We start from the raw sequence: 26,568 nt of genomic DNA, 5'->3' as shown, positions 1-26,568 counted from the left end.
AAACCGCCCCTTTTTTATACGCGCACGTCCTGATCCTTGCGGTCTTCCTGACCGAAGAATTTCAGGTAGCGTTGCACCTCTCCCGGTTCTCCGGTTGCCTTTTGCGGGTTATCGGAGAGCTTGACGGCCGGACGGCCATTGGCGTCGATAACCTTGCAGACGATGGAGATCGGCTTCAGGCTTTCGATGGTGTTGGGCGCGCAGCCTGCGAAGTCATTCGTCAGATTGGTGCCCCAGCCGAAGCTCATTCTGACGCGGCCTTCGAAGTGCTTGTAAGTGTCGATGATGGCATCGACATCCAGACCGTCGGAGAAGATCAGAAGCTTCTTCTTCGGATCACGGTCCATCTTCTGCCACCAGTCGATGATCTTCTCGCCGCCTTCGATCGGGGGCGCGCTATCAGGTCGAAAACCAGTCCAGTCCGCCACCCATTCCGGTGCATTGCGCAGGAATGACGCCGTGCCGAATGCATCTGGCAGCACAATCAGCAGATTGCCGCCATAGAGACGGTTCCAGTCTTTCATCACCTGATAGGGTGCGGCGGCGAGGCTTTCGTCATTCTGGGCAAGAGCGGCCACTACCATCGGCAATTCATGCGCATTGGTGCCGACGGCTTCCAGGTCCGAATCCATTGCCAGCAACACGTTGCTGGTGCCGGTAAAGGCCGGACCTATGCCTTCCTTCAAAGCTTCGACGCACCAGCGTTGCCACAGGAAGCTGTGGCGCCGGCGCGTGCCGAAATCTGAAATGCGCAGGCCGGGTAATTCCCGCAGGCGCTCCACCTTCGCCCACATTTTCGCTTTTGCACGAGCATAGAGAACATCGAGCGTGAAATAGCCGAGCGAGCGCATGGCGCTGCGCGACCGCAGCTCGTTGATGATGGCAAGGGCTGGAATTTCCCACAGCGTGGTATCCATCCAGCGACCATGAAAATTCAGCTCATACTGACCATCACGCTTGAACAGTTCATATTCCGGCAACTGATAGCTATCCAGCCAGGACAGGAATTCAGGCTCGAAAATCTGGGCCCGACCATAGAACGTGTTACCGGCAAGCCAGATGCTTTCCTTCTTGGAAAGTCGCAGACTGCGGGCGTGGTCAAGCTGCTCGCGCAGTTCCATCTCGTCGATTTCATCGGCCAGCTTGACCGTTTTTGTACGGTTGATGAGCGAGAAAGTCGCGTTGACCTCTGGATAGATCTTCCAGATCATCTGCAACATCAACAGCTTGTAGAAATCCGTATCGATGAGACTGCGTACAATCGGGTCCAGCTTCCAGGCATGATTGTGAACACGGGTTGCGATATCTATCTTCGTCATTGCTGCTGAAATCCCCCGTGCCGACCGAGCCGACACCCCTTGCGCGTTACCAAAGGCCTGACATCGTGATGAGCCTTATTCGCTCTCCAATCAGAGACTTATCTGAAAACGGGATCAAGTCCAGACCGGTTCAGGCAAAGACAGTTCCGTGAATGAGGGATAGCGAATGTTTCAAAAATCCACAGCTGGCGGGTTGATCCCCGGATACCAGTCTCTGGAGGTGGGAGCACGCGTGCCAGTGGCGGAACCTCCGGCTGAGCCGGTGCAGCGGTAGCCCTGAACAGGTAATCCCTGACTACCGAAAACATCCCGGTAAGCGCCATCAGGGTAACCGGACTGAACGGATGTGGAATAGCAATTATACCGCTCTTTCGGGCGAAGCGTCTTGGGGTCCTTGACGCCGGGCAGATTGGCGTAAGCATCCGGCGCGGGCATGAAGCCGTTCTCGTAAACCGTCTGCGCCTGCGCAATCGTTGAAAACGAAATGACGGCTATACCCAGAACTGCGGCGCATGATGCCAATCTTGCCATATCAATGACCCGTATTAAACTGCCTGCCTTCATATAGAAGCCACCCCGGCACCGGAACAGTGCAGACGCTAAACGTTTTCGTGAAGGTCTAGAGTCGCCGGAACGCGGTGGGCATCTCGTAGAGCCAGCCGATCCGCTTGATGGCCTCATCAAGGTTCTCGCGTGATACATTCATGGTGTGGCCGTTGGCGTGGAGAAGCGTCTGTTCGTCCTCCATGATGCCGACATGGCCCTTCCAGAAGACGAGATCGCCACGGCGCAATTCATCCCGGCTGATATCAGTACCGAGCGTGCTGACCTGCATATCCGTATCGCGCAGGACCGATCTGCCAACCATCGCGGCGGATAATTGCACCAGACCGGAGCAATCGATACCTAAACCGGAGCGTCCGCCCCAGAGATAGGGTGTTTCCAGAAAGCGTAGGGCGACAGACACGTAATCATCCGCTACGCATTCGTTCACAGCCATGCAGTGGGCGGCGATGATGCCTTCGCCTTTTTCGGTCATGAGATAGCGTGTTCCGCGCGTCTCTTCCTCTCCAACAACAGTGACAAGGCTGCCCATGGAGAGCGCAGCGACGGGGGGCTTTCTCAGCTCTGCCTGCGGGTAGAGAAAGGTGCGGGGCGCGATGATGCGGTGGGTCGGGGCAACCGTTTCGCCGATGGCCGCTTCCGGCACATAGCCAGCATAGCCATCCGCATCGGCCTGCACCCAGGCCCAGCCATTTGCCCTGTCAAAGACACGCACCGTCTCTCCCAGCAGCAACTCGGTATCGACACCGCATTCCAGTTCAGGTTTGGGGCGAAGACCGATGACGGGAAGGTTGACGCTGGCGGGCGTGCCCGTCACGTAACGCTCCGCCTCAACCTTGCCCCGCAGTCGCTCATCGGCAAGATCGGCGCGGAAGATGTTGAGACGCCGGTCAAGGGGCATGTCCTGGGATGTCATATTGCTTTGTCCTCGGTTTACGCACGATCCAATGATCGCCACCCTATATCGCGCGTGCCTGCGCGATAACTAGGTCTCCGAATTTTTCCAGATAGAGCGCACCAGTGACAGTGCGCTTGATGATGACGTTGCGGCGGTCGCGCGGGTCGCGCTCACGCTCAACCAGACCTAGCGCGCCCATACTGTCCAAAGCACGGGTGATGACCGGCTTTGTTACACCCAGCACGGCGGCCAGACCGCGAACCGTATGGGGAGGAGGCACAAGATAGATATGTAGCAGGATTGCCATCTGCCGGGATGTCAGGTCCGGCCCGTCATCCTCGACCTGGGCCAGCACCACCCGGTGCCATAGGCTCAGCGCTTGCGATGGCGACAGTTCGAAAGACACACTCGGCTCCATTCATTGGTTCCGCAGGGGATAATAACCGGAGCATAGTCTCGCAAAACGGTGAACAAAATGAAACCGCCGACACGCATTCTGTACCCGTTTGGTACAGCGCAGTGTCGGCGGTGTCTTTGCCCGTTATCGAGCTTTTATGTCCCCTCTGGACTTGGCGATAACCATGCATGAAACGTGCCAGATGAAAAACTGCCAGTTACACGCCGAAAATCGCCTTCGAAGGGTAATCTGCTTCGGCAATTCAGCCACCGAAGCTCATTTTTTAAGCGATGCGCCATCTGAGAAGCATCGCGCACAGGTCGCTTAATGCTTGGTGCTATGTCCAGCAGCCAGCTCATGGGCTCTTTCGCGCTTGTTGTAGCGGATAGAGGACCACAGCGAGATACCAATCAGTGTCGCGCCGCCAAGACCCGTAATGACTTCGGGAATATGGACAAGGCTCTGCACATACATGATGACCGACAGGATGAGGATGGCATAAAACGCGCCATGCTCCAGATAGCGGTATTCCGCCAAGGTGCCCTTCTCAACCAGCATGATCGTCATCGAGCGGACATACATGGCGCCGATGCCAAGGCCGATGGCGATGATGAACAGGTTGGAGGTGAGCGCGAAGGCACCGATCACGCCATCGAAGGAGAAGCTTGCATCGAGCACTTCAAGATAAAGGAATGCGCCGAAACCACCCTTGGCAGCACCTTCCAGCACCTGCTGGCTGCGGTCCAGAATACCACCCAGAACTTCCACCAGAAGGAAGGTCAGGAGACCCCATATGGCTGAGCTGAAGAAGACATTTGCTGCTTCCGGCCCGAGCTTCGGGTCAGCGCTGCCCGCGATGATGCGCGAGAAGACGAGCATGACGATCAGCACGAAAGCGATCTCGATGCCCTTGATCGACGAATAGGTTGCAATCTTCTCTTCGAACCAGCGCACCCAGTGCACGTCTTTTTCGTGATCGAAGAAGAAGCTGAGGCCCACCATCATCAGGAACGTGCCACCGAAGGCAGCGATCGGCAGATGCGCGTCCTTCATGATCTGCGCGTAACGATCCGGCTCTGTTGCCGCCATGACCATGGCCGTCCAAGGACCGACATTAGCAGCAATGACGACGATGAGCAGCGGGAAGACGATACGCATGCCGAAGACGGCAATGAGAATGCCCCATGTCAGAAAGCGATGCTGCCATTCCGGCGTCATGTCTTTCAGCTTGTTGGCATTGACGATGGCGTTATCGAAGGACAGAGAGATTTCGAGAACAGCCAGAACCGCACAAATGAAGAAGATCGTGGCGGTACCGCTGACGGTACCTGTCATCTGCCAGCCGAGGTAGCCACCCAGAATGAGGCCGACAACGGTGACAATAAAGGCCCACTTGAAGTAGGTCAGTGTGGATTTTGTACTTGTGGTCATTACAGCGCTCCCAGCAACGATGTGCGAACAGGAAAACGCGGCGCAGACGTGACAGAAAGCGCACGCACAGAATGCATGGTCAGATTTTTCATGGGTTACAATCCGCCGGCGTAATAAGCAGGCGGTACCGACATCACGAGAGCGCCGTAAAACTCTCGCCAGAGGGGCCCGGCACCTAAGTTCATCTCCCAAAGCCCGATGTCAGGGCGCTGGTAATATATTTGTAGTCTCGCAACTCGCCTGCTTCGTCAAGCTCAAAGTTGTGTTCGCAACGGTTTCGACTGATTTTGACCTGAGGCGACCTCCATTTGCAAACCATGGTTGCGCGATGCCATGTCGTCATACGATTCTATAAAGTGGTACTATTTGTTTCTTGAACCGACAGTCCGGTTGCGGTAGATAGCGCAGAGCCGATGCCAATGGATGGAGATCCCCGATGACCGTTTCCTTCGACCTGACCGACAAGACAGCTATCGTCACTGGGGCCAATACGGGACTTGGACAGGGCATCGCGATTGCTCTCGCCGGTGCAGGAGCGACCGTGGTCCTCGTTGGACGTTCTTCGATGGCGGAAACGGAGGATGGGATCGCCGCCATCGGTGGGAAAAGCCACAGCATCAAGGCCGACCTTTCCAGCATTGCCCCTGTCGACGCAATCATGGAAGAAACGGTGCGCCATTGCGGCGGTGCCGATATCCTCGTCAACAATGCGGGCATCATCAAACGCGCTGACTCCCTCGACTTTACTGAGGCTGACTGGGATGCGGTGATGGATGTCAATCTGAAGACGGTGTTCTTCCTCAGCCAGGCCTTCGCCCGCCACCTCGTGGCGCAAGGCAAGCCGGGCAAGATCATCAATATCGCCTCGCTGCTATCGTTCCAGGGCGGAATTCGTATTCCGTCCTACACCGCCTCCAAGAGCGGACTTGCGGGCCTGACGCGTCTTCTGGCCTGCGAATGGGCGGGCAAAGGCATCAACGTCAACGCCATCGCACCGGGCTATTTCGACACCAACAATACGGAAGCCCTGCGCAACGATCCGGACCGCAACGCCGCCATTCTGGCGCGCATTCCCGCTGGACATTGGGGCAAGCCGGAAGAGATCGGCGGCGCGGCCGTGTTTCTCGCCTCAGCCGCATCAAACTATGTCCACGGCACGGTTCTGCCCGTGGATGGTGGCTGGATGGCGCGCTAAGCGCCGAAACCTTCAAACGATGTCGTCGAGGGGCGGGTTTGCCGCTCTCGCCTGTCGGCGCTTGAGCGCGTTCTCGCGGAAAAAAATGTAGAGGCCTGACAAGACGATCAGGCCCGCACCGATGACGATGCTGGTCTGGGGTACATCGCCAAAAATCAGCCAGCCAAACACCACCGCCCAGAGCAGCAATGTATATTGAAGCGGCGCAACCGTTGCGGCATCGGCCAGCTTGAGGGCGCGATTGACCAGAACATGCGCTGTCATCGCCACAATGCCCAAAAGCCCGAGAAGCGAGAGATCAAAGCTTGATTTCAGCGGCACCCAGCCGGATGGCGCAATGGACAGCGCCACGGCGCCCGCAAGTCCTGCACCCACGACCTGCCAGAAGGCCAGAACCGTATCCGGTGTGTTTCGCAGCTGTCGTCCCGATAGCATCATGAAGGCGAAGGCCGCACTTCCGAGGATCGAGAACAACGCGGCAGAGGTCAGGGATGCCGAACTTGGCTGGAGCGCGATCACCACGCCGACAAAACCGACGCCAATCGCGGTCCATCTGCGCCAGCCGACTTTCTCTCCCAGCAGAAATGGCGACAGCGCTGCCACATAGATGGGAGCCGCCAGCCAATAGGTCATGACATCCGCCAAGGGCAGTGCGGTCACTGCGAAATAGAAGCAGAAGAGTTCGGCGGTGGAGAAAAACACTCTGGCAGCCTGAAGCGCGGGTCGCTCGACACGCCACAGCTTTGTCATCCCCGAACGCAAAAGAATAAACAGCAGGACAATGATGGCAGCGCCACTGCGCACCAGCACGACCTGCCCCAGACTATAGGTCGAGACCAGCCACTTGCCCATGGCGTCGTTCAGCGCAAACAAAAGCATGCCGAGCAGCATGACGGCCACGCCCATACCGGTGGGCGAAAGCTGGCGGAGGAATTTTGGCATTGTAATCTCGAACTCCCTGAATGCCCATGACTCGGCGAGCCACCGCACCAAGTCAAGCCCAGCGGAAACATGTATTAGCGTGTCCGCAGTTTCTACACGGACAAAAGCTGCGTCATCGTCTGGCGGAACCGTTGCGAGATCGTTTCGCGCAGAACATGGCGGCCATTGCGCACGACTGAGCGGCCATTGATCCAGACCTGATCCGGTTTGACGAGATTGCCGAAAATCCAGCCGTCGAGCAGATGATCACCCTCCAGATAGGGGGCATTATCGACATTCAGCGACACGAAGTCTGCCGGATGACCCTGCCTTATGCCGGATTGTGCGCCGAGTGCCTGTGCGCCACCGTTCAAAGCCGCATCAAACAGGGTGCGCCCCGTGGAGCCGTTTGCGGGCGCAATCACATTGCGGGCGCGCTGCGCCAGACGTTGGGAATATTCCAGTTGGCGCAATTCATCGGCAACACCGATGAGCACATTGCTATCGGACCCAATTCCGAAGGCACCGCCATCGGCGAGAAATTCCGGCGCGGAAAATGTGCCGTCGCCCAGATTGGCTTCGGTAATGGGGCAAAGCCCCGCGACTGCACCAGCCCTTGCCACAGCAGCCGTTTCTTCCGCAGTCATATGCGTGGCGTGGATGAGGCACCAGCGATCCGTCACATCAGCATGTTCCAGCAGCCATTGCACCGGGCGCTGTCCGGACCAAGCGATGCAATCTTCCACTTCCTTGACCTGCTCGGCAATGTGAATATGCAAGGGAGCGTCTGGCGCAAGCTGCGCTGCGATTGCCAGCTGCTCCGACGTCACAGCCCGCAAACTGTGGGGCGCAAGCCCGACGACGCTATTTGGCAGTGCAGATGCGGCTTTCTGGCAGCCTTCGAACAAACGCGCAAAATCATCGGTGGAATTGATAAAACGGCACTGGCCTTCAAGAGGCTCCTGCCCGCCAAAGCCGGAATGGGCGTAGAGCACGGGAAGCAGCGTCAGCGCGATGCCGGTCTCAGCGGCTGCGCTTGCAATGCGCTCTGCAAGCTCGGCGATGTTGGCGTAGTGCCCGCCATCCGTATCGTGGTGCAGATAGTGAAACTCGCCGACGCGACCGAAGCCCGCCTCCAGCATTTCCATGTAAAGCTGTGCGGCGACCGCTTCCATCTGGTCCGGCGTCATCGTCAGGGCGAAGCGGTACATTAGCGTGCGCCAGCTCCAGAAACTATCCTGCGTGGGACCGCGCGTTTCCACCATGCCTGCCATGGCCCGTTGAAAAGCATGGCTGTGCAGGTTCGGCATGGCCGGGACGATGACCTTCACCCGCTCATCACCGGCAGCCGCCTCCACGCCACTTTCAACAGAGGCAATCCGCCCTTCCTCGATTTTCAGGCGGATACTCCTGGCCCAACCGTCTGACAGGAAAGCGGTTTCAGCATGAAGGTACATGTCGGCTCCTCATTTTCAACTGACGGCTCTTGCCTCGCAACCTATTATGTATATACATATTAAACATATGGGAAGGGAAAATTGAGCATGACTGGCACCTTCATTCCAGACCAGACCACCGATCAGACCGCAATTTCTCTCTGGCGCAACGCCCGGATTGCAACGCTTGCACCATCAGCGCCAGATCTCGGAATTGTCGAAAAAGGCGCCATTGCCGTGCGCAATGGGCGGATCCTGTTTGCAGGACCCGAAGCAGAGCTGCCTAATGACTATGCAAGCGCCGCCCATGTGTTTGATTGCAAGGGGCGCTGGATCAGCCCTGCGCTCATGGATTGCCACACCCATCTCGTTTTTGGCGGCAACCGCGCCATGGAATTCGAGATGCGGTTGAATAGCGCAAGCTATGAAGACATCTCAAGAGCGGGCGGCGGCATCGTTTCTTCCGTGCGCGATACGCGGGCCTTATCAGAGGATGAACTGGTTGCGCAGGCGCTGCCGCGACTGGATGCGCTTCTGGCCGAGGGCGTTTCCACCATCGAGATCAAATCCGGTTACGGGCTGGATATCGAAACCGAACTGAAGATGCTGCGCGTGGCGCGTAAACTCGGTGTGTTGCGGCCCGTGCGTATTCTCACCACCTACCTCGCCGCCCACGCGACCCCGGCTGACTATAAAGGCCGCAACGCAGATTACATAGCCGATGTTGTTTTGCCCGGCATGGAGCGCGGCCATGCCGAAGGCTTGATCGACGCCGTCGATGGTTTTTGCGAAGGTATCGCATTTTCCGTTGAGGAGATGCGCATTGTCTTTGAGAAGGCCGTGTCGCTCGGCTTGCCGCTCAAGCTGCATGCCGAACAGCTTTCCAATCTGGGTGGCTCGCAACTGGCGGCGTCTATGGCGCATTGTCTGCCGATCATCTGGAGTATCTGGATCAAGCGGGAGCCTTGGCGCTTGCCAAAGCCGGGACAGTTGCTGTGCTGTTGCCCGGCGCATTCTACACATTGCGCGAAACGAAAGCGCCGCCGGTTCAGGCCTTGCGTGATGCAGGCGCCGAAATGGCGCTTGCCACCGATTGCAACCCCGGCACCTCACCGCTGACCTCGCTGCTGTTGACCATGAATATGGGCGCGACGCTGTTCCGGCTGACGGTCGAGGAATGCCTCACAGCCACCACACGCAACGCTGCCAAGGCGCTCGGTCTTTCCGGCGAAACCGGAACGCTGGAAGCCGGAAAATCCGCCGATTTTGCCATCTGGAATATCGAGCGGCCCGCCGAGCTTGTCTACCGCATCGGGTTCAACCCGCTTCATGCCCGTATTTTCAAGGGACGGATCACATCATGACCATCACTCTCCACCCCGGCTCCGTGCAGCTTGCCGATCTGGCCGATATCTACTGGAACAACGGTTCGGCAAAGCTTGATCCGTCTTTCGATGCCGGCATTGAAAAAGCTGCGAGACGCATAGCGGAAATTGCCGCGGGCAATGCTCCTGTCTATGGCATCAATACTGGCTTTGGTAAACTGGCCTCGATCAAGATCGATGCGGCCGACGTCGCCACACTCCAGCGCAATCTCATCCTGTCCCATTGCTGCGGCGTGGGTGCGGCCCTGCCGGAAAATATCGTGCGGCTCATCATGGCGCTGAAGCTGATTTCGCTCGGTCGCGGTGCATCCGGCGTGCGGCTGGAACTGGTGCGGTTGATTGAAGCCATGCTGGAAAAAGGCGTCATCCCCGCCATACCGGAAAAAGGTTCGGTCGGCGCATCGGGAGACCTTGCACCCCTGGCGCATATGGCCGCTGTCATGATGGGTGAAGGCGAAGCATTTTATGAGGGCGCCTTGATGCCCGCAGCAGAGGCGCTCGCAAAAGCTGGTCTGACGCCTGTCGTGCTGGCCGCGAAAGAGGGTCTGGCACTGATCAACGGCACCCAGACATCTACGGCTCTTGCGCTGGCAGGGTTGTTCCGCACCCACCGGGCAGCCCAAGCGGCGCTCATTACCGGCGCTCTCTCCACAGATGCGGCCATGGGCTCATCCGCGCCATTCCATCCAGACATTCACACATTGCGTGGCCACAAGGGGCAGATCGATGCCGGTGCTGCCCTTCGCAATCTGCTTGACGGTTCCGAGATCCGCGTCAGCCATATCGAGGGCGATGAGCGTGTGCAGGACCCCTACTGCATCCGCTGCCAGCCACAGGTGGATGGTGCCTGCCTCGACCTTCTGCGCCACGTCGCCCAAACCTTGCAGATCGAGGCGAATGCGGTAACCGACAATCCCCTGGTGCTTTCAGATGACACCGTTGTATCCGGCGGTAATTTCCACGCAGAGCCGGTTGCGTTCGCGGCGGACCAGACAGCCCTTGCCATTTGCGAGATCGGGGCCATTGCCCAGCGCCGTATCGCGCTTCTGGTGGACCCGGCGCTGTCTTACGGCCTGCCTGCTTTTCTGTCGAAAAAGCCGGGTCTCAATTCCGGCCTGATGATTGCCGAGGTTACCTCGGCAGCCCTGATGAGTGAAAACAAGCAGATGTCGCACCCGGCCTCTGTGGATTCCACGCCGACCTCTGCCAATCAGGAAGACCACGTGTCCATGGCCTGCCACGGCGCGCGCCGCCTTTTGGTGATGACGGAAAACCTGTTTGCCATTCTGGGCATCGAAGCCCTGTCTGCCGTTCAGGGCGTGGAATTGCGCGGACCGCTGAAAACCAGCCCGGAGCTGCAAAAAGCGATGGCTGTGCTGCGCGGCGTCATCCCCTCACTGGATGATGACCGTTACATGGCTCCCGATCTGAAAGCCGCATCGGAATTGATCGCGTCAGGCGCACTGATTTCGGTCATTTCAGACGGCATCCTGCCGAAGCTGGAGGTCTGAGCATGTCTGTTTTCGAACTGCATCATGGGTCATCGCCCATCATTCTAGGGTTGCCGCACACCGGCACCGAGGTGCCAGCGGATATATGGGAACGGCTGAACGGCAATGGCAGAACCATTGCCGATACCGATTGGCACATTCACGATCTCTACGCCGGACTGCTGGATGACGCGACGACCGTGCGCGCCACGTTCCACCGTTACGTCATCGATGCGAACCGCGATCCTGCGGGTGTGAGCCTCTACCCCGGCCAGAATACGACAGGGCTGGTTTCGACAACGGATTTCGACGGCAATCCCATCTGGAACGAGGGCGAAGAACCGACTGCGGCGGATATTACCCAGCGGCTGCAACAGTTTCACGCGCCCTATCACGCAGCCCTTTCGGCTGAAATTGCGCGGGTGAAGGCCATACATGGCATCGCCATTCTCTATGATTGCCACTCGATCCGCTCTCACATTCCGTTCCTGTTTGACGGTGCGCTGCCTGATTTCAACATCGGCACGGATATGGGTCGGACATGCGACCCTGCCATCGAAACCATCGTTCGCGAGGGTGCGGCGGAGGCGCAAGGCTACACCTCCGTTCTGAACGGTCGTTTCAAGGGCGGCTGGACAACACGCCATTATGGAAAGCCGGAAACCGGCGTTCACGCCATCCAGATGGAACTGGCGCAATCCAACCATCTCACTACGCAAACGCCGCCATTTGCCTATGACCGCGAAAAGGCGATGCGCCTTCGCATTCACCTCAAAGACATTCTGACGCGTCTGGAAGACTTCGCGCTTCAGGCCAACGACAAGGGGAGATCATCATGAACAATCCACGCCACAATGAACGCGAGGTCCGCAGCCCAAGAGGCCCGGAACTCAACGCCAAAAGCTGGATGACCGAAGCGCCGCTGCGCATGTTGATGAACAATCTCGATCCTGATGTCGCCGAGCGCCCACATGATCTGGTTGTTTATGGCGGCATTGGCCGCGCCGCCCGCACCTGGGAGGATTTCGACCGCATCGTCGCCACGCTGAAGGACCTCAACGAGGATGAGACGCTGATGGTGCAATCCGGCAAGCCGGTTGGCGTGTTTCGCACGCACAAGGATGCGCCGCGTGTGCTGATCGCCAATTCCAACCTCGTGCCGCATTGGGCAACGTGGGAGCATTTCAACGAGTTGGATAAGAAGGGGCTGGCCATGTATGGCCAGATGACCGCCGGTTCGTGGATTTATATCGGCACTCAGGGCATCGTGCAGGGCACCTATGAGACTTTCGTGGAGGCCGGACGGCAGCATTACGAAGGCAACCTCAAGGGCAAATGGATCCTGACTGGCGGGCTGGGTGGCATGGGCGGCGCACAGCCACTGGCCGCCGTCATGGCTGGCGCCTGCTGCCTTGCGGTGGAGTGCGATGAAACCCGCGTCGATTTTCGTCTGCGCACCCGTTACGTCGATGCCAAGGCCCATACGCTGGATGAAGCCCTTGACCTGATCGACCAATGGACAAAGGCGGGCGAAGCGAAATCCGTCGGCCTGATCGGCAATGCCGCCGAGATATTCCCGGAACTGGTCAAGCGCATGCAGGCTGGCGGTCCACGCCCCGATATCGTGACCGACCAGACATCAGCCCATGACCCGGTCCACGGATATCTGCCGCTGGGTTGGACGGTTGGTGAATGGCGCGCAAAACAGGAAAGCGACCCGAAAGCGGTGGAAGTTGCCGCCCGCGCTTCGATGAAGCAGCATGTTCAGGCCATGGTCGATTTCTGGAATGCCGGTGTCCCGACACTCGATTATGGCAACAACATCCGCCAGGTCGCCAAGGAAGAGGGCCTGGACAATGCCTTCGCCTTCCCCGGCTTCGTGCCTGCCTATATCCGTCCGCTGTTTTGCCGGGGCATCGGCCCGTTCCGCTGGGCAGCCCTTTCGGGTGATCCTGAGGATATCTACAAGACGGACGCCAAGGTAAAGGAACTCACGCCCGGCAACACCCATCTGCACAATTGGCTGGATATGGCGCGTGACCGCATCGCCTTTCAGGGCTTGCCCGCCCGCATCTGCTGGGTGGGTCTTGGCGACAGGCACCGCCTGGCGCTCGCCTTCAACGAGATGGTGAAAAGCGGCGAGCTGAAAGCGCCCGTCGTGATCGGTCGAGACCACCTCGATTCAGGCTCCGTCGCCTCTCCCAACCGGGAGACGGAGGCAATGAAGGACGGATCGGATGCTGTTTCCGACTGGCCGCTTCTGAATGCGCTGCTGAACACTGCATCGGGCGCCACGTGGGTTTCGTTGCACCATGGCGGCGGCGTCGGCATGGGCTTTTCCCAGCATTCGGGCGTCGTCATCTGCGCCGATGGCACAGACGACGCAGCACGGCGTCTGGATCGTGTGCTGTGGAACGACCCGGCAACCGGCGTGATGCGGCATGCCGATGCGGGCTATGATATCGCGCTAGATTGCGCCCGTGAAAAGGGCCTTCGCCTGCCCGGCATTCTAGGCAACTGACGCCATGAAGCTCTACCGCGCGCACGACCACAAGCGTATGCCATGGAAGAATGGTGGTGGGGAGACGGTGGAAATCGCCGTCTTTCCACCCGGTGCTGGCGTCGATGACTTCGATTGGCGCATCAGCATGGCGACGGTTGCCAGCGATGGCCCATTCTCCATCTTTCCCGGCATTGATCGCACATTGTCCATTCTGGATGGTGCCGGACTGTCGCTGAAGATGGAGGGCGGCAATGCGTGGCGCTGAATGGCGCAAGCCTGCCATTGTCCTTCGCAGCCGATATTGCAGTGGCGGCCACGCTTCCCGATGGGCCCGTGACCGACCTCAATGTCATGACCCGGCGCGGGCGCTATCACCACACCGTCGAGCGGGTGACGGGGCGTTTTTCCGCCAGCAAACAGACTTTGAGCGAGACGGTGCTCGTGCTTGTTACGGGAGATGCCTTGGCGACATCGGGGACCCAGACGGTAGAGCTGGCCGCACTGGATGCTGTCGAGGTCGTCGAAGCGATGACAATTGAGGCCAATCACGCCGTTTGCTACGTCATCCGCATCATGCCGCAGGGCTGAAGATGTGGCGCTCGCTTGCGACAATGTCCTGAAGAAACTGCACGACAGTTCGCACACGGGCCAACTGGCGCGCGTTCTCATGAAACGCCGTCCAGTAGGAGCGGCGGATGGTGACGTCAGGCATGATGCGCGTAAGCTCGGGGTGATTGCGGGCAATGTAATCATGCAGGATGCCGATGCCAGCGCCGGATCGCACCGCCTCTGTCTGGCCGATGGCGCTCGAGATTTCAAAGCTCGCATTCCAGTCCCGCATCACTTCGCCCGTATAATTCAGCGATGGCGAAAAGATGAGATCCTCGACATAGCCGATGCGCCGGTGAAGCTTTAGTGCCTCGATGGTATCTGGCACTCCATTGAGGCGCAGATAGGCGTCCGACGCATAAAGACCCAGTGAATAATCGGTGAGTTTGGACAAAACGAGCCTGCCCTGCTCGGGCCTCTCAATGGTAATGGCAATGTCTGCCTCACGCTGTGATAGCGAGAATGATCGCGGCACAGGGACGAGTTCTATTTTCAGGTCCGGGTGCATTGCCGTCAGTGCGCCAAGACGCGGCGCGAGAAAGGAAACGCCGAAACCATCGGGCGCGCCGATCCGCACCGTGCCGGTGATGGCCGAATCCCCTCGCCCCAGATCAGCCCGCACGCCGAGCATTTCCGTTTCCATCCGTTCCGCCGAGGCCAGAAAGCGGGTGCCGTCCTCGGTCAGCTCGCATCCGGTCGTGCTGCGCAGGAACAGTTGACAGCCGAGTGCTTCCTCCAGCACGGACACCCGGCGGCTGAGCGTCGCATGGTTGACGCCGAGCTTTCTGGCCGCTGCGAGAAACTGCCCGCTTCGCGCAACGCTGAGGAATACGCGCACATCGTCCCAGTTCATATCCCACCCCTAATGTCGATTTATGCACAACGGATGATTATTCGAGGTGATTGATTTGTGCAATTCAAAGCGCGAAGGTGCGGCATCAAATCTGGAGGACTACCCATGAAAGAAATCGGCCATTTCATCGACGGCAAGCATGTGAGCGGCACCAGTGGCCGCACATCCAATGTCTACAATCCGGCAACAGGCGAAGTGCAGGCAACGGTCTCGCTGGCCAGCGATGCCGACATTCTGGCAGCTGTTGAGAGCGCCAAGAAAGCCCAGCCAAAATGGGCAGCGACCAACCCGCAGCGTCGCGCCCGCGTGTTCTTCAAGTTCGTAGACCTGCTGAACCAGCACATGGACGAGCTGGCTGTGCTTCTTTCGAGCGAACACGGCAAGACGGTGGAAGATTCCAAGGGCGACATTATTCGCGGGCTGGAAGTCTGCGAATTCGTCTGCGGCATCCCGCATCTTTCCAAGGGTGAGTTCACCGAAGGTGCTGGCCCTGCCATCGACATGTATTCCATCCGCCAGCCAGTTGGCATCGGCGCTGGCATCACGCCTTTCAACTTCCCCGGCATGATCCCGATGTGGATGTTTGCACCGGCAATCGCCTGCGGCAACGCCTTCATTCTGAAGCCTTCCGAGCGCGACCCATCCCTCCCGATCCGTCTTGCCGAACTGATGATCGAAGCCGGTCTGCCCTCAGGCATTCTCAACGTCGTCAATGGCGACAAGAGCGCTGTTGATGGCCTTCTGACGAACCCGGATATCGGCGCGGTATCCTTCGTCGGCTCCACACCAATCGCACGCTATGTTTATGGCACGGCTGCCATGAACGGCAAGCGCGCACAGTGCTTTGGCGGCGCCAAGAACCACATGATCATTATGCCGGATGCCGATCTCGACCAGGCCGTCAGCGCGCTGATGGGTGCCGGTTACGGTTCGGCTGGCGAACGCTGCATGGCGGTATCGGTTGCTGTCCCCGTGGGTGAAGACACGGCAAATCGCCTCATCGAAAAGCTGATCCCGCAGATCGAAGCATTGAAGATCGGCCCCTACACAGACGACAAGGCCGATATGGGCCCGCTGATCACCAAGGAAGCACAGACCCGCGTTCAGGGCCTGATCAACAGCGGTGTCGAGCAGGGTGCCGAACTCCTCGTCGATGGCCGGGATTTCAAGCTTCAGGGTTATGAAAACGGCTATTTCGTCGGCGGCTGCCTGTTCGACCATGTGACCACGGATATGGACATCTACAAACAGGAGATCTTCGGACCGGTTCTGTCGGTCGTTCGCGCTAGGAACTATGAAGAAGCCCTGGAACTGCCGATGAAGCACGAATATGGCAATGGCGTTGCGATCTTCACCCGCGATGGTGATGCCGCCCGTGATTTTGCCAGCCGCATCAATATCGGCATGATCGGCATCAACGTGCCAATCCCTGTTCCGCTGGCCTACCATTCCTTCGGCGGCTGGAAGGCATCAAGCTTCGGTGACCTCAACCAGCACGGCACGGACTCGATCAAGTTCTGGACCAAGACCAAGACGATCACGACGCGCTGGCCGTCTGGCATCAAGTCAGGTGCAGAATTCGTCATGCCGACGATGAAGTAATTGAGATGATGCGCCCCCGGTTGGACCGGGGGCGCATGGACTGCTTATTTCGTGCCGTACATGCGGTCGCCCGCGTCACCCAGACCGGGCATGATATAGCCCTGTTCATTCAGGTGGCTGTCGATGGAGGCCGTGAAGATTGGAACATCCGGGTGGGCTTCGCGGAAGTTCTTGATGCCTTCAGGGGCGGCGAGAAGGCACACGAAGCGCATATTCTTGGCGCCGCGTTCCTTCAGCTTATCAACGGCGGCGATGGACGAATTGCCCGTTGCCAGCATTGGGTCCACAACGATAATCAGGCGTGCATCGAGATTGTCGGGTGCCTTGAAGAAATACTCCACGGCCTCAAGCGTATCGTGATCGCGGTACACACCGATATGCGAGACTCGGGCGGATGGAACGAGCTCCAACATGCCTTCCAGCAGACCGTTACCGGCGCGGAGGATGGAGGCGAAAACGAGCTTCTTGCCTTCCAGAACCGGCGCCTGAATGGTCTGCATCGGTGTTTCGATGGTTTCCTGCGTCATTTCCAGATCGCGCGTCACTTCATAGCACAACAGCGTCGATATTTCGCGCAGCAGACGGCGGAAACCAGCAGTCGAGGTTTCCTTCTTGCGCATGATGGTAAGTTTGTGCTGCACGAGCGGGTGAGCGATAACGGTGACGCCGTCCATGAACCTGGCCTTTTCTTTGATCTCTGATGTCTCTGTATTTCACCGAATGAACCGGTTTCGCAAGACCGGAAGCACATTTTGCGCCTCCGTCCTTGCCTGTTTCTATGAAGCAGATGGTGTATCCAACAGGACGAGCAGCCGGGCGCGGGTTTCCTCATCCACAAAGGCCGCTTCGATGGCAGTGCGGGTCATTGCATTGATCTCGGCGTCACTGAAACCGAAGGCGTGGCGGGCGATCTCATATTCCTGCGCCAGCGACGTGGAGAAGAAGGGTGGGTCGTCAGAACTGACGCAGACGCGAACGCCCGCATCCCGCAGGCGCTTCAAAGGATGGCTTTCAAAATCCGGGTAGACATTCAGCGCGATGTTGGAGCCGGGGCAGACTTCCAGAACCGTGCCGAGCTCTGCCAGTCGAGAAACCAGCGCAGCATCTTCGATGGCGCGCACGCCGTGACCAATGCGCGGCGGCTTGATGAGATCAAGCGCGTCAGACACACTGAATGCACCGCAAACCTCGCCCGCATGAATGGTGAGGCCAAGCCCCGCATCGCGGGCGACATCGAAGGCCCGGGCATAATCCGCCACCCGGCCCATGCGCTCTTCTCCCGCCATGTTGAAGCCGGTGATGAGCGGATGCTTGACCCGGGCCGCATATTCCGCAGCGGCAATGACGCTTTCGGGACCGAAATGGCGCTCACCCGTGACGATGATGCGTGCTTCGATGCCGGTCTTCTGCTTTGCCACCGCTATGCCCTCAGCAATGCCAGCCAGATAGGCATCTGCGCCGAGGCCAATGCGGTCGCCATGATCGGGAGAAATGATCAACTCGCTATAGATGGTATTCTCACCCGCCAGTTCGGTCAGATAGGCCTCGGTCAGGCGGGCATAATCGTCATCCGTCTTGAAAACCTGGGCCACGGCATCATAGCATCGGATGAACTCGGCGAAATCGGACCAGACATAAGCGCCATCGCGCAGAAACGAACTGGTATCGATGCGGTATTTCCGTGCCTGTTCCTCCACCAGCGCGGGCGGTGCAGCCCCTTCCAGATGGCAATGAATCTCGGCTTTCAGAAGGTGCGATGTCACATGAAGCTCCTGCCGTGGCGACCGGTCGGTATATCGAGATGGGCGGCGATGCTCTCGCCAATATCGGCAAAGGTCGAGCGGATGCCGATGCTGCGTTCGCGGATGCCGGGGCCGAAGGCCATGATCGGCACGCGCTCGCGTGTATGGTCCGTGCCGCGCCATGTCGGGTCGCACCCATGGTCGGCGGTGATGATCGCGAGATCGCCGGGCTGCATCTTGCGATGAATTTCCGGCAGGCGCGCATCGAAGGCTTCGAGCGCCGCCGCATAGCCTGCGACATCGCGGCGGTGGCCATAATTCATGTCGAAATCGACGAAATTGGTGAAAACGAGATCGCCGTCCTCCGCCTCGTCCATGGCTTGAAGCGTCGCATCCATCAGCGCCTCGTTGCCATTGGCCTTGATGACGCGGGACACGCCTTGGTGGGCATAGATATCGCCGATCTTGCCGATGGCCAGCACCTTGCGGTCCTTCTCGACAAGCCGGTCCAGCAGCGTCGGCTCTGGCGGCAGAACTGAAAAATCGCGTCGATTGCCGGTTCGCTCGAATGTCGCCGGTGTTTCGCCCGTAAAGGGCCTGGCGATGACCCGGCCGATATTGAGCGGATCGACAAGTTTTCTCACGGTCTGGCAGAACGCAATTAGCCGCTCAAGGCCGAAATGCTCTTCATGGGCTGCAATCTGGAACACGGAGTCCGATGAGGTGTAGCAGATCGGCTTTCCGGTCTTGATATGCTCTGCGCCGAAACGCGCGATAATATCTGTGCCGGATGCGTGGCAATTGCCGAGGATGCCGGGCACGCCACCCTCAGCGCAGATGGCTGCGACCAGCTCCGGCGAAAAGGCATCGCCCTCAGTTGGGAAATAACCCCAATCGAACCGAACGGGTGTACCGGCAATTTCCCAATGGCCCGATGGCGTGTCCTTGCCTTTGGAAACCTCGCTGGCGCAACCGTGAAGGCCATAGATGCGCTCTGGTGGCTCCATTCCCGCCGGGCGTTCACCGCTAGCAAGGTGCGCAATATTCAGAAGCCCGAGCGCCGACATGTTTGGCAGCTTCAACGGACCAGCGCGCAGGCCTGCTCGATCCGCCGCACCGGCGGCGCAGAACTCGGCAATATGGCCAAGCGTGTTCGATCCCAGATCGCCATAGGCTTCAGCATCCGGTGCGCCACCCACACCAAAGGAATCGAGAAGCAGAAGAAAAGCGCGTGCCATATATCACCACAAAAACTGCGGCTCTTGCGGCCGCTCTCACAACACGGTGATATAATCACCCAGCGCATAAAGGGGAAATGCTTTATTTAAGCACGAGGCTGGCGGGGTTCAGACGCCTCGTTACTCACCGCCCACTTTTGGTGCATTCAGATTGCGCGTCACATACCACCCCGCCGCAACCATCATTCCAGCCAGAATATACCATGTGATGGCATAGGAGAGATGGTTGTTGGGGAAGGTCAGCATGGTCTTGCCGCCCACCGGCAAGCCGCCGGGATTGGGGGTCGCATCCGCATCGATGTAGAAAGGTGCGGCATTCTCGATCTTTTTTGCGTCCGTGATCTGCGCGATGTTGCGTGAATACCAGCGATCATTTTGCGGATCGTTGGTGCGCAGGAAGAGCCCGCCTGTTTCCGGCGCACGCATCAGTCCGACAATCTCGATCGTGCCCTCGACCTCAGCTTGAGGGCGAGTGGATGGATCACGCTTGTCGGTTGGCACAAAGCCTCTGTTGATGATGACCCGGGTTCCGTCCTGACGATCCAACGGCGTCAGCACCCAGTAGCCGGGACCGAGATCCGTCACGGTATAGACCTGAACCTCATCCTGATGGCGGAAAGTGCCGGTGACTTTCACGCGGCGATATTCATATTGCGCGGGGTCCGTCAGCGCAGGCCACTCGGAAGCGGCGGGCGCCTCGACCGGGCTCGCGTGCGCACGTTCTTCGACGCGAGCAACCAGATCCTTCTTCCACGCCAAGCGGTTGACCTGCCATGTACCGAGCACCAGCAGGCACCCGGTCAGGATGATGGTCATGACCATGACGGCGATTGCCGCAGGGCGGATGCCCTTTCGAGCCGATGCTTCTTTGTTTTGAATGGTCATTTGGCTTCTCGCTCAACACAAAACCCCATGAATCCGCTCTCCGATTCATGGGGTTTTCGTATCTCTCGGAGAGGAACGGCCCGCTGTCGCGGGCCGCTAGATCGTGGCAGATGCCGCCGGTTACGGCATGTTGCGCATCTGCTCCATCGTCATGGTCGGCATCATGTTCTTGTTCATGTTGTACATGACCCAGAGCGAGCCAACGAGTGTGATCATGACCACCACAAGCGTGAACAGCAGCGACATGAAGGTCCAGCCGCCCTGCGACTTGGTGTTCATGTGCAGGAAGTAGATCATGTGCACGAAGACCTGGATCACGCCGAAGATCATGATGACGATGACGGTTGTCGTGCGGTTTTCGAGAACATCGCCCATGACCAGCCAGAACGGGATCGCCGTCAGGATGACCGAGAGGATGAAGCCGATCATGTAGCTCTTGAACGAGCCATGATCTTCACCGCTGTCATGATGGTCGTGATCATGAGCGTGGTCATGACCGTGGTCGTGGTTATGCTCGTGTGTGTTTGAACCCATCACAGAACTCCAACCAGGTAAACAAAGGAAAAGACGCCGATCCAGATCACGTCCAGGAAGTGCCAGAACATGGAAAGGCAGGTCAGGCGGCGCATATTTGCACCATGCAGACCGAACTTCTTGATCTGCACCATGAGCGTGACGAGCCAGATGACGCCGAAGGTGACGTGCAGACCGTGCGTGCCGACCAGCGCGAAGAAGGCAGACAGGAAGGCAGAACGCTGTGGCGTCGCACCTTCATGAATGAGGTGGTAGAACTCGTAAAGTTCCAGGCTGAGGAACGCCAGGCCGAAGAGACCGGTGATGCCGAGCCAGATCAGCGTGGAGTTGATCTTCTTCTTCTGCGCTTCCAGCATGGCAAAGCCATAGGTGATGGACGACAGCAGCAGGAATGCCGTGTTGATCGCCACCAGCTTGAGGTCGAACAGATCGGCACCGGATGGGCCGGCCGCATAGCTGCGGCCGACAACGGCATAGGTTGCAAAGAGCGTTGCGAAGATCAGGCAGTCGCTCATCAGATACAGCCAGAAACCGATGGATGTACCGTTTTCCGTGTGGTGGTCTTCCTTCAGGTAGAAGACCGGCTTTTCCGCGCCATTGGCGCTCTGGGCAGGTGCTTGAGACATTCTTTTACGCCTGAGTTGCCAGCAGCTTCGTACGTTCTGCTTCGACTTCCGTCACATCCGATGCGGGGATGTAATAGTCGCGATTGTAGTTGAAGGTGTGGGCAATGGAGACCCCGATGATGGCCACCAGAGAGACAATTGCCAGCCACCAGATGTGCCACACCAGTGCAAACCCAAGCACGACGGAGATGGCGCTGATGATGACACCCGTGCCGGTATTCTTCGGCATGTGGATCGGGATGAAGCCATCGACGGGGCGCTCGGCGCCGTGCTTTTTCATATGCGCCCAGGCATCGATTTCATGCACGACAGGCGTGAAAGCGAAGTTGTAGGCAGGCGGTGGAGAAGACGTAGACCATTCCAGCGTACGACCGCCATAGGGATCGCCCGAGGTATCACGCAGTTCTTCGCGACGCAGGAAGCTGACGACGAGCTGGATGATGAAGGATGCGATACCCAATGCGATGAGGAATGCACCGAAGGCTGCCACGAGGAACCACGGCTGAAGCGATGTGTCCTCGAACTGGCTGAGGCGGCGGGTGATGCCCATCAGACCAAGCACGTAGAGCGGCATGAAGGCGAAGTAGAAGCCGACGAACCAGAACCAGAAGGACATCTTGCCCCAGAATGGGTCCAGACGATAGCCGAAGGCCTTTGGATACCAGTAGGCAATACCGGCGAGCACACCGAATACCACGCCGCCAATGATCGTGTTGTGGAAGTGGGCGATCAGGAACAGCGAGTTGTGCAGCACGAAGTCCGCTGGAGGAACGGCCAGCAGAACGCCGGTCATGCCACCGATGACGAAGGTGATCATGAAGCCGATTGCCCACAGCATGGGCACATCGAAGGTGATGCGACCCTTATACATGGTGAACAGCCAGTTGAAGATCTTCGCGCCTGTCGGGATCGAGATGATCATCGTCGTGATGCCGAAGAAGGCATTGACGCTGGCACCGGAACCCATGGTGAAGAAGTGGTGCAACCAAACGACATAGGCCAGAATGGTGATGACCACGGTCGCATAGACCATAGAGGCGTAACCGAAGAGACGCTTGTTGGAGAAAGTCGATACGATCTCGGAGAAGATGCCAAAGGCTGGTAGCACGAGAATGTAGACTTCCGGGTGACCCCAGATCCAGATGAGGTTGACGTACATCATCGGGTTGCCGCCAAGATCATTGGTGAAGAAGTTCGTACCAACGTAACGGTCAAGCGTCAGAAGTGCGAGCGTACCGGTCAGGATCGGGAACGAGGCCACGATCAGGATGTTGGAACACAGCGAGGTCCACACAAAGATCGGCAGGCGCATCATTGTCATGCCGGGTGCGCGCATCTTGATGATGGTAACGATCAGGTTGATACCCGACAACGTCGTTCCCACACCGGCAATCTGCAGGCCCCAGATGTAATAGTCCACACCGACGCTCGGGCTTCCCTGAATGCCTGATAGTGGCGGATAGGCCAGCCAGCCGGTCTGTGCGTATTCACCAATGAACAGCGAGATCATGGTGATGACGGCACCGGCCGTTGTCATCCAGAAGGAGAAGTTGTTGAGGAACGGGAACGAGACGTCACGGGCGCCGATCTGCAACGGTATGATGTAGTTCATCAAGCCCGTGATCATCGGCATCGCCATGAAGAAGATCATGATGACGCCGTGCGCGGTGAAAATCTGGTCATAGTGGTGAGCGTTCAGATACCCTTCCGAACCGCCAGAGGCTATGGCCTGCTGGATACGCATCATGATGGCGTCGGCAAAGCCGCGCATCAGCATGACGAGTGCCAGGATGATGTACATGATACCGATCTTCTTGTGATCGATACTCGTGAACCATTCCTTCCAGAGATAACCCCAGAGCCGGAAATAGGTGAGCGCGCCCAGAACGGCTGCGCCACCCAGCGCCACGACCGCAAAGGTCACGATGAGAATGGGCTCATGGATGGGGATGGAGTCCCACGTCAGCTTCCCGAAGAGAAATGACGTTTGATCGGTATTGACGACCATTTTAGCCTCTTGCGATTTTTAGAATGCCGCTCGTCCCATTGGACGAGACGGACATTCCCAAGTCATTGAATTTACGCCTCGAACAGACCGAAGCGTTCAGAGCAGCGCGGAAATCGCGCCGCAGGCAACTCTCGTATCAACCAGCACTCTTGCTGGCATTGGGTGCAGTGGCCTTCGTAGCAGGCAAAGCTGCTGGCTCGAATGTCTGGCCCTGGATAGCCGCAGGCGTCGACTGTGGACCCATCGCCACGCCATAGGGCGAAAGCGGTGTGCAAACCACGGAGTTCAGCGCCTTGGCAATATCAATGCCTTCCTTGCCGCCACCGCCATTGGCATCGATATGCATCATGTCACGCATGCAAAGCTTGTTAGGCTCGACGCAACGGTTGAGGATCGCGTCGTAAAGCTGCGGGTCAACACTGGCGAAATACTGCACGGGCTCGCGCTCACTTGGCTTGGCGAATTCGAGATACTCCATGCGGCCGAAGCCCTTACCGCCATCCTTCGCCTTGGCAACCCACTGGTCGAAGCCTTCCTGGCTCATACCATGGAACTTGAAGCGCATGTGCGAGAAGCCGGGACCGGAAAAGTTAGCCGAGAAGCCATCATAGACGCCGGGCTTGTTGATCACGGCGTGAAGCTTCGTCTGCATGCCGCCCATGGCGTAAATCTGACCGGCCAGTGCAGGTACGAAGAACGAGTTCATGGCCGTGGTGCCGGTGATCTTGAAGTTGATTGGAACATCAACGGGCGCTGCGAATTCGTTGACGCTACCAATGCCAAGCTCGGGATAGAAGAACAGCCACTTCCAGTCCATAGCCACGACTTCAACCGTCAAAGGCTTCATATCAGCCGTCACTTCGCGGTTCTCGTCCAGACGCTCGATCGGACGATAGGGATCAAGACGGTGGGTCGCGATCCATGTCACCGTGCCAAGCATCAGGATGATGGCGACAGGAGCGGACCAGATAACCATTTCAAGGCGCGTGGAGTGGTGCCATTCTGGATCGTAATCCTCCGCCTTGGCGGATGCACGATACTTCCACGCAAAGAACAGCGTGAGTGCGAGAACCGGAACGATGATGAGCAGCATCAGCACCGTCGAGGTGATGATGAGGTCACGCTGCTGAACAGCGATATCACCCGCAGGGTTCATCACAACGAGGTTGCAGCCGCTGAGCAGAAGCAAAGACGAAATGGCCACGAGGGCAGATGGAATTTTCATGAGCGTGCGCACGTTCTGATACTCGTACTGTTTCTTGTATTGTCGGGTATAATTGGCAAACGTCATAAATGACATGAGGTAGTTTGTCGCGGTGCAGCATGGATTATTTTCTGCAGCAATCGCGGCACAGGCAATTCACGTCGAAATGCTGGTATTGCCGTATTATCGCACATGTTTTGGCCCCTGCAAGCCCTCCCCCGCATTCTCCAATTGACGGCCTTACACCCCTGTGTGACAATCCGCCGCATAGGACGCAACGCAAGAGGAGGCGCTGCGTTTGAACTAAGGCTTACGCCTACGCAGGAGGGAATTTTCATGAGTTATACTGATACGGCCTTTCACGAACACAGAGGACCGAATGGCAAGGCTTCAGCGCCAATCGCTGTCGATCCTGACCGCATTACCATCGCAGTCATCCTGGCCAGAATGACAGAGTTTTTTGACTTCTTCGTCTACGCCATTGCCTCTGCGCTGGTGTTTCCTCATGTCTTCTTCTCCTTCGTCGATCCCCTCACAGCCACGCTCTATTCCTTTGCCGTGTTCTCGCTGGCATTCATCGCCCGTCCGATCGGTTCGCTCATCTTCCTGCAGGTCGACCGCAAATTCGGGCGTGCCGTCAAACTGGCCGCTGCGCTATTTACCCTCTGTGGTTCAACGATGGCGATCAGCTTTCTGCCATCTTATGCAGAAGCCGGCATGATTGCCCCTATTCTTCTGGCCGTCTTCCGCATCGGTCAGGGCATTGGCCTGGGTGGTGCTTGGGATGGACTGGTTTCCCTGCTGGCCATGAATGCACCGGAAAAACAGCGCGGCTGGTATGCCATGATGCCGCAGCTTGGCGCGGCCATGGGCTTTGGTCTGGCAAGTGCATTCTTCATTATCTTCACCACGCAGTTGTCCAACCCGGAGTTTCTGGCCTGGGGCTGGCGCTTCCCGTTCTTCGTGGCACTGGCGCTCAATGTTCTGGCACTGTTTGCCCGCCTGCGCATGATCGTAACGCCCGAATTCCAGACCATGCTGCAACAGCATGAGCTGGAGCCCAAGCCCATGTTCCAGATGCTGCGCAAACAATCGCGCGTGGTTCTGACGGGCGCGTTCGTTCCGCTTGCCAGCTTCGCGCTGTTTCACCTCGTCACCGTTTTCCCGCTCAGCTGGGTGTCGCTCAATACGGATCAGAAGGTCTCCGACTTCCTGTTCGTGCAGTTCGTCAGCGCCATCATTGCCGGTGGCATGATTGTCGTCTCCGGCGTCCTCTCAGACAAGATCGGCCGCCGCAAGCTGCTGGGCATTGCCGCCGCCATGATTGCTGTCTTCAGCTTCGTGGCACCGGTGCTTCTGTCATCGGGCGACATTGGTCGCTACCTCTTCGTGCTCATCGGCTTCTCGCTGCTTGGCCTGTCCTTCGGCCAGTCCGGCGGAGCGCTGGCATCGCGCTTTAGCCGTGAATATCGCTATACAGGGGCGTCCCTGACCTCGGATATCTCATGGCTGATCGGCGCTGGCTTTGCGCCGCTGGTGGCACTCGGCTTCTCCTCGAAGTTCGGCCTGTTTGCCGTCGGCATCTACCTGCTGTCAGGCGCACTCTGCACACTCATTGCACTTTACTTCAGCCGAACGCTGGATATGCCGGCCGAGTAAATCACCGCGATGCAACTTAACGAAAAAGCCGCTGGTCGTAAGACACCAGCGGCTTTTTATGCAATACGC

22 protein-coding genes and 2 pseudogenes are annotated in these 26,568 nt (G+C 58.1%); 8 read left to right on the top strand and 16 right to left on the bottom strand.

Going from position 1 to position 26,568, the window contains the following annotated elements; genetic code table 11:
- Positions 1-14: 14 nt before the first annotated feature.
- From pncB to RQI55_RS07160, 5 genes are all read right to left on the bottom strand, one after another.
- Positions 15-1,319 carry a nicotinate phosphoribosyltransferase gene (gene pncB / locus RQI55_RS07180; RefSeq protein WP_042616292.1) on the bottom strand — a complete coding sequence of 435 codons (1,305 nt, stop codon included), beginning with the start codon at positions 1,317-1,319 and terminating at the stop codon, positions 15-17.
- Between the two features lie 171 nt (positions 1,320-1,490).
- Positions 1,491-1,850 carry a hypothetical protein gene (locus RQI55_RS07175; RefSeq protein WP_042616291.1) on the bottom strand — a complete coding sequence of 120 codons (360 nt, stop codon included), beginning with the start codon at positions 1,848-1,850 and terminating at the stop codon, positions 1,491-1,493.
- 88 nt (positions 1,851-1,938) lie between these two features.
- Positions 1,939-2,784, bottom strand: a complete 846-nt coding sequence (locus tag RQI55_RS07170) for a C40 family peptidase (protein ID WP_243257010.1) — start codon at positions 2,782-2,784, stop codon at positions 1,939-1,941.
- Between the two features lie 58 nt (positions 2,785-2,842).
- On the bottom strand, positions 2,843-3,187 hold the full coding sequence (locus RQI55_RS07165) for a helix-turn-helix domain-containing protein (RefSeq protein ID WP_192063239.1): 345 nt from the start codon (positions 3,185-3,187) through the stop codon (positions 2,843-2,845).
- Positions 3,188-3,502: 315 nt separating this feature from the next.
- The gene (locus RQI55_RS07160; RefSeq protein WP_192063238.1) at positions 3,503-4,609 is read right to left on the bottom strand and encodes a DUF475 domain-containing protein; all 1,107 of its coding nucleotides are present in this window, start codon (positions 4,607-4,609) and stop codon (positions 3,503-3,505) included.
- 436 nt (positions 4,610-5,045) lie between these two features.
- On the opposite strand from RQI55_RS07160, the gene kduD reads away from it, so the two are divergent.
- Positions 5,046-5,804, top strand: coding sequence for a 2-dehydro-3-deoxy-D-gluconate 5-dehydrogenase KduD (kduD, locus tag RQI55_RS07155; protein ID WP_243256799.1), 759 nt, complete (start codon positions 5,046-5,048; stop codon positions 5,802-5,804).
- A 12-nt stretch (positions 5,805-5,816) separates the two neighbouring features.
- Here the strand turns inward: kduD and RQI55_RS07150 are convergent, their stop codons facing one another.
- Together RQI55_RS07150 and RQI55_RS07145 are read right to left on the bottom strand one after the other, a co-directional pair.
- Positions 5,817-6,746, bottom strand: coding sequence for a DMT family transporter (locus tag RQI55_RS07150; RefSeq protein ID WP_243256800.1), 930 nt, complete (start codon positions 6,744-6,746; stop codon positions 5,817-5,819).
- Positions 6,747-6,838: 92 nt separating this feature from the next.
- Positions 6,839-8,182: a formimidoylglutamate deiminase gene (locus RQI55_RS07145; protein ID WP_243256801.1), complete on the bottom strand. Its 1,344-nt coding sequence runs from the start codon at positions 8,180-8,182 to the stop codon at positions 6,839-6,841.
- A gap of 87 nt (positions 8,183-8,269) precedes the next feature.
- Here RQI55_RS07145 and hutI point away from each other — a divergent pair.
- The 5 genes and pseudogenes from hutI to RQI55_RS07120 all read left to right on the top strand — a co-directional run bounded on the left by hutI (position 8,270) and on the right by RQI55_RS07120 (position 14,127).
- Positions 8,270-9,525 (top strand): annotated as a pseudogene (gene hutI, locus RQI55_RS07140) (imidazolonepropionase).
- On the top strand, positions 9,522-11,057 hold the full coding sequence (gene hutH, locus RQI55_RS07135; protein WP_243256803.1) for a histidine ammonia-lyase: 1,536 nt from the start codon (positions 9,522-9,524) through the stop codon (positions 11,055-11,057). Before hutI ends, hutH begins: the two are co-directional and overlap by 4 nt.
- 2 nt (positions 11,058-11,059) lie before the next feature.
- Entirely contained in the window at positions 11,060-11,875 is an 816-nt protein-coding gene (hutG, locus tag RQI55_RS07130) for an N-formylglutamate deformylase (protein WP_243256804.1), read from the top strand.
- Positions 11,872-13,557 carry a urocanate hydratase gene (hutU, locus tag RQI55_RS07125; RefSeq protein WP_243256805.1) on the top strand — a complete coding sequence of 562 codons (1,686 nt, stop codon included), beginning with the start codon at positions 11,872-11,874 and terminating at the stop codon, positions 13,555-13,557. Before hutG ends, hutU begins: the two co-directional genes overlap by 4 nt.
- 4 nt (positions 13,558-13,561) lie before the next feature.
- Positions 13,562-14,127, top strand: a pseudogene (locus tag RQI55_RS07120) (HutD family protein).
- Here the strand turns inward: RQI55_RS07120 and RQI55_RS07115 are convergent.
- Positions 14,111-15,001 (bottom strand): LysR family transcriptional regulator, encoded by an 891-nt coding sequence (locus RQI55_RS07115; RefSeq protein ID WP_311272442.1) that lies wholly within the window; start codon positions 14,999-15,001, stop codon positions 14,111-14,113. The pseudogene RQI55_RS07120 and the gene RQI55_RS07115 sit on opposite strands and share 17 nt — an antisense overlap.
- 105 nt (positions 15,002-15,106) lie before the next feature.
- On the opposite strand from RQI55_RS07115, the gene RQI55_RS07110 reads away from it, so the two are divergent.
- Positions 15,107-16,603 (top strand): CoA-acylating methylmalonate-semialdehyde dehydrogenase, encoded by a 1,497-nt coding sequence (locus RQI55_RS07110; RefSeq protein ID WP_243256808.1) that lies wholly within the window; start codon positions 15,107-15,109, stop codon positions 16,601-16,603.
- A 44-nt stretch (positions 16,604-16,647) separates the two neighbouring features.
- Here RQI55_RS07110 and upp read toward each other — a convergent pair whose 3' ends face one another.
- From upp to cyoA, 8 genes are all read right to left on the bottom strand, one after another.
- The gene (upp, locus tag RQI55_RS07105; protein WP_042616278.1) at positions 16,648-17,277 is read right to left on the bottom strand and encodes a uracil phosphoribosyltransferase; all 630 of its coding nucleotides are present in this window, start codon (positions 17,275-17,277) and stop codon (positions 16,648-16,650) included.
- Positions 17,278-17,379: 102 nt separating this feature from the next.
- Positions 17,380-18,366 (bottom strand): adenosine deaminase, encoded by a 987-nt coding sequence (locus RQI55_RS07100; protein ID WP_243256809.1) that lies wholly within the window; start codon positions 18,364-18,366, stop codon positions 17,380-17,382.
- Positions 18,363-19,583 carry a phosphopentomutase gene (locus RQI55_RS07095; protein WP_311272441.1) on the bottom strand — a complete coding sequence of 407 codons (1,221 nt, stop codon included), beginning with the start codon at positions 19,581-19,583 and terminating at the stop codon, positions 18,363-18,365. Before RQI55_RS07095 ends, RQI55_RS07100 begins: the two co-directional genes overlap by 4 nt.
- Before the next feature lie 120 nt (positions 19,584-19,703).
- Positions 19,704-20,468 (bottom strand): SURF1 family protein, encoded by a 765-nt coding sequence (locus RQI55_RS07090; RefSeq protein WP_243256811.1) that lies wholly within the window; start codon positions 20,466-20,468, stop codon positions 19,704-19,706.
- 120 nt (positions 20,469-20,588) lie between these two features.
- Complete coding sequence (gene cyoD, locus RQI55_RS07085) at positions 20,589-21,002, bottom strand: cytochrome o ubiquinol oxidase subunit IV (RefSeq protein ID WP_243256812.1); 414 nt, start codon at positions 21,000-21,002, stop codon at positions 20,589-20,591.
- Positions 21,002-21,628 (bottom strand): cytochrome o ubiquinol oxidase subunit III, encoded by a 627-nt coding sequence (cyoC, locus tag RQI55_RS07080; protein WP_042616273.1) that lies wholly within the window; start codon positions 21,626-21,628, stop codon positions 21,002-21,004. The genes cyoD and cyoC overlap by 1 nt, the downstream gene beginning before the upstream one ends.
- 4 nt (positions 21,629-21,632) lie before the next feature.
- Complete coding sequence (gene cyoB, locus RQI55_RS07075) at positions 21,633-23,636, bottom strand: cytochrome o ubiquinol oxidase subunit I (protein ID WP_243256813.1); 2,004 nt, start codon at positions 23,634-23,636, stop codon at positions 21,633-21,635.
- A gap of 136 nt (positions 23,637-23,772) precedes the next feature.
- Complete coding sequence (gene cyoA / locus RQI55_RS07070; protein ID WP_192063824.1) at positions 23,773-24,861, bottom strand: ubiquinol oxidase subunit II; 1,089 nt, start codon at positions 24,859-24,861, stop codon at positions 23,773-23,775.
- A gap of 315 nt (positions 24,862-25,176) precedes the next feature.
- On the opposite strand from cyoA, the gene RQI55_RS07065 reads away from it, so the two are divergent.
- The gene (locus tag RQI55_RS07065; protein WP_042616271.1) at positions 25,177-26,499 is read left to right on the top strand and encodes an MFS transporter; all 1,323 of its coding nucleotides are present in this window, start codon (positions 25,177-25,179) and stop codon (positions 26,497-26,499) included.
- Positions 26,500-26,568: the final 69 nt, after the last annotated feature.

The organism is Rhizobium sp. WCS2018Hpa-16 (genome assembly GCF_031843705.1).
Taxonomy (GTDB): domain Bacteria; phylum Pseudomonadota; class Alphaproteobacteria; order Rhizobiales; family Rhizobiaceae; genus Agrobacterium; species Agrobacterium tumefaciens_C.
The sequence above is the reverse complement of the archived record's forward strand: the minus strand, read 5'-3'. Positions and strand labels throughout refer to the sequence as shown.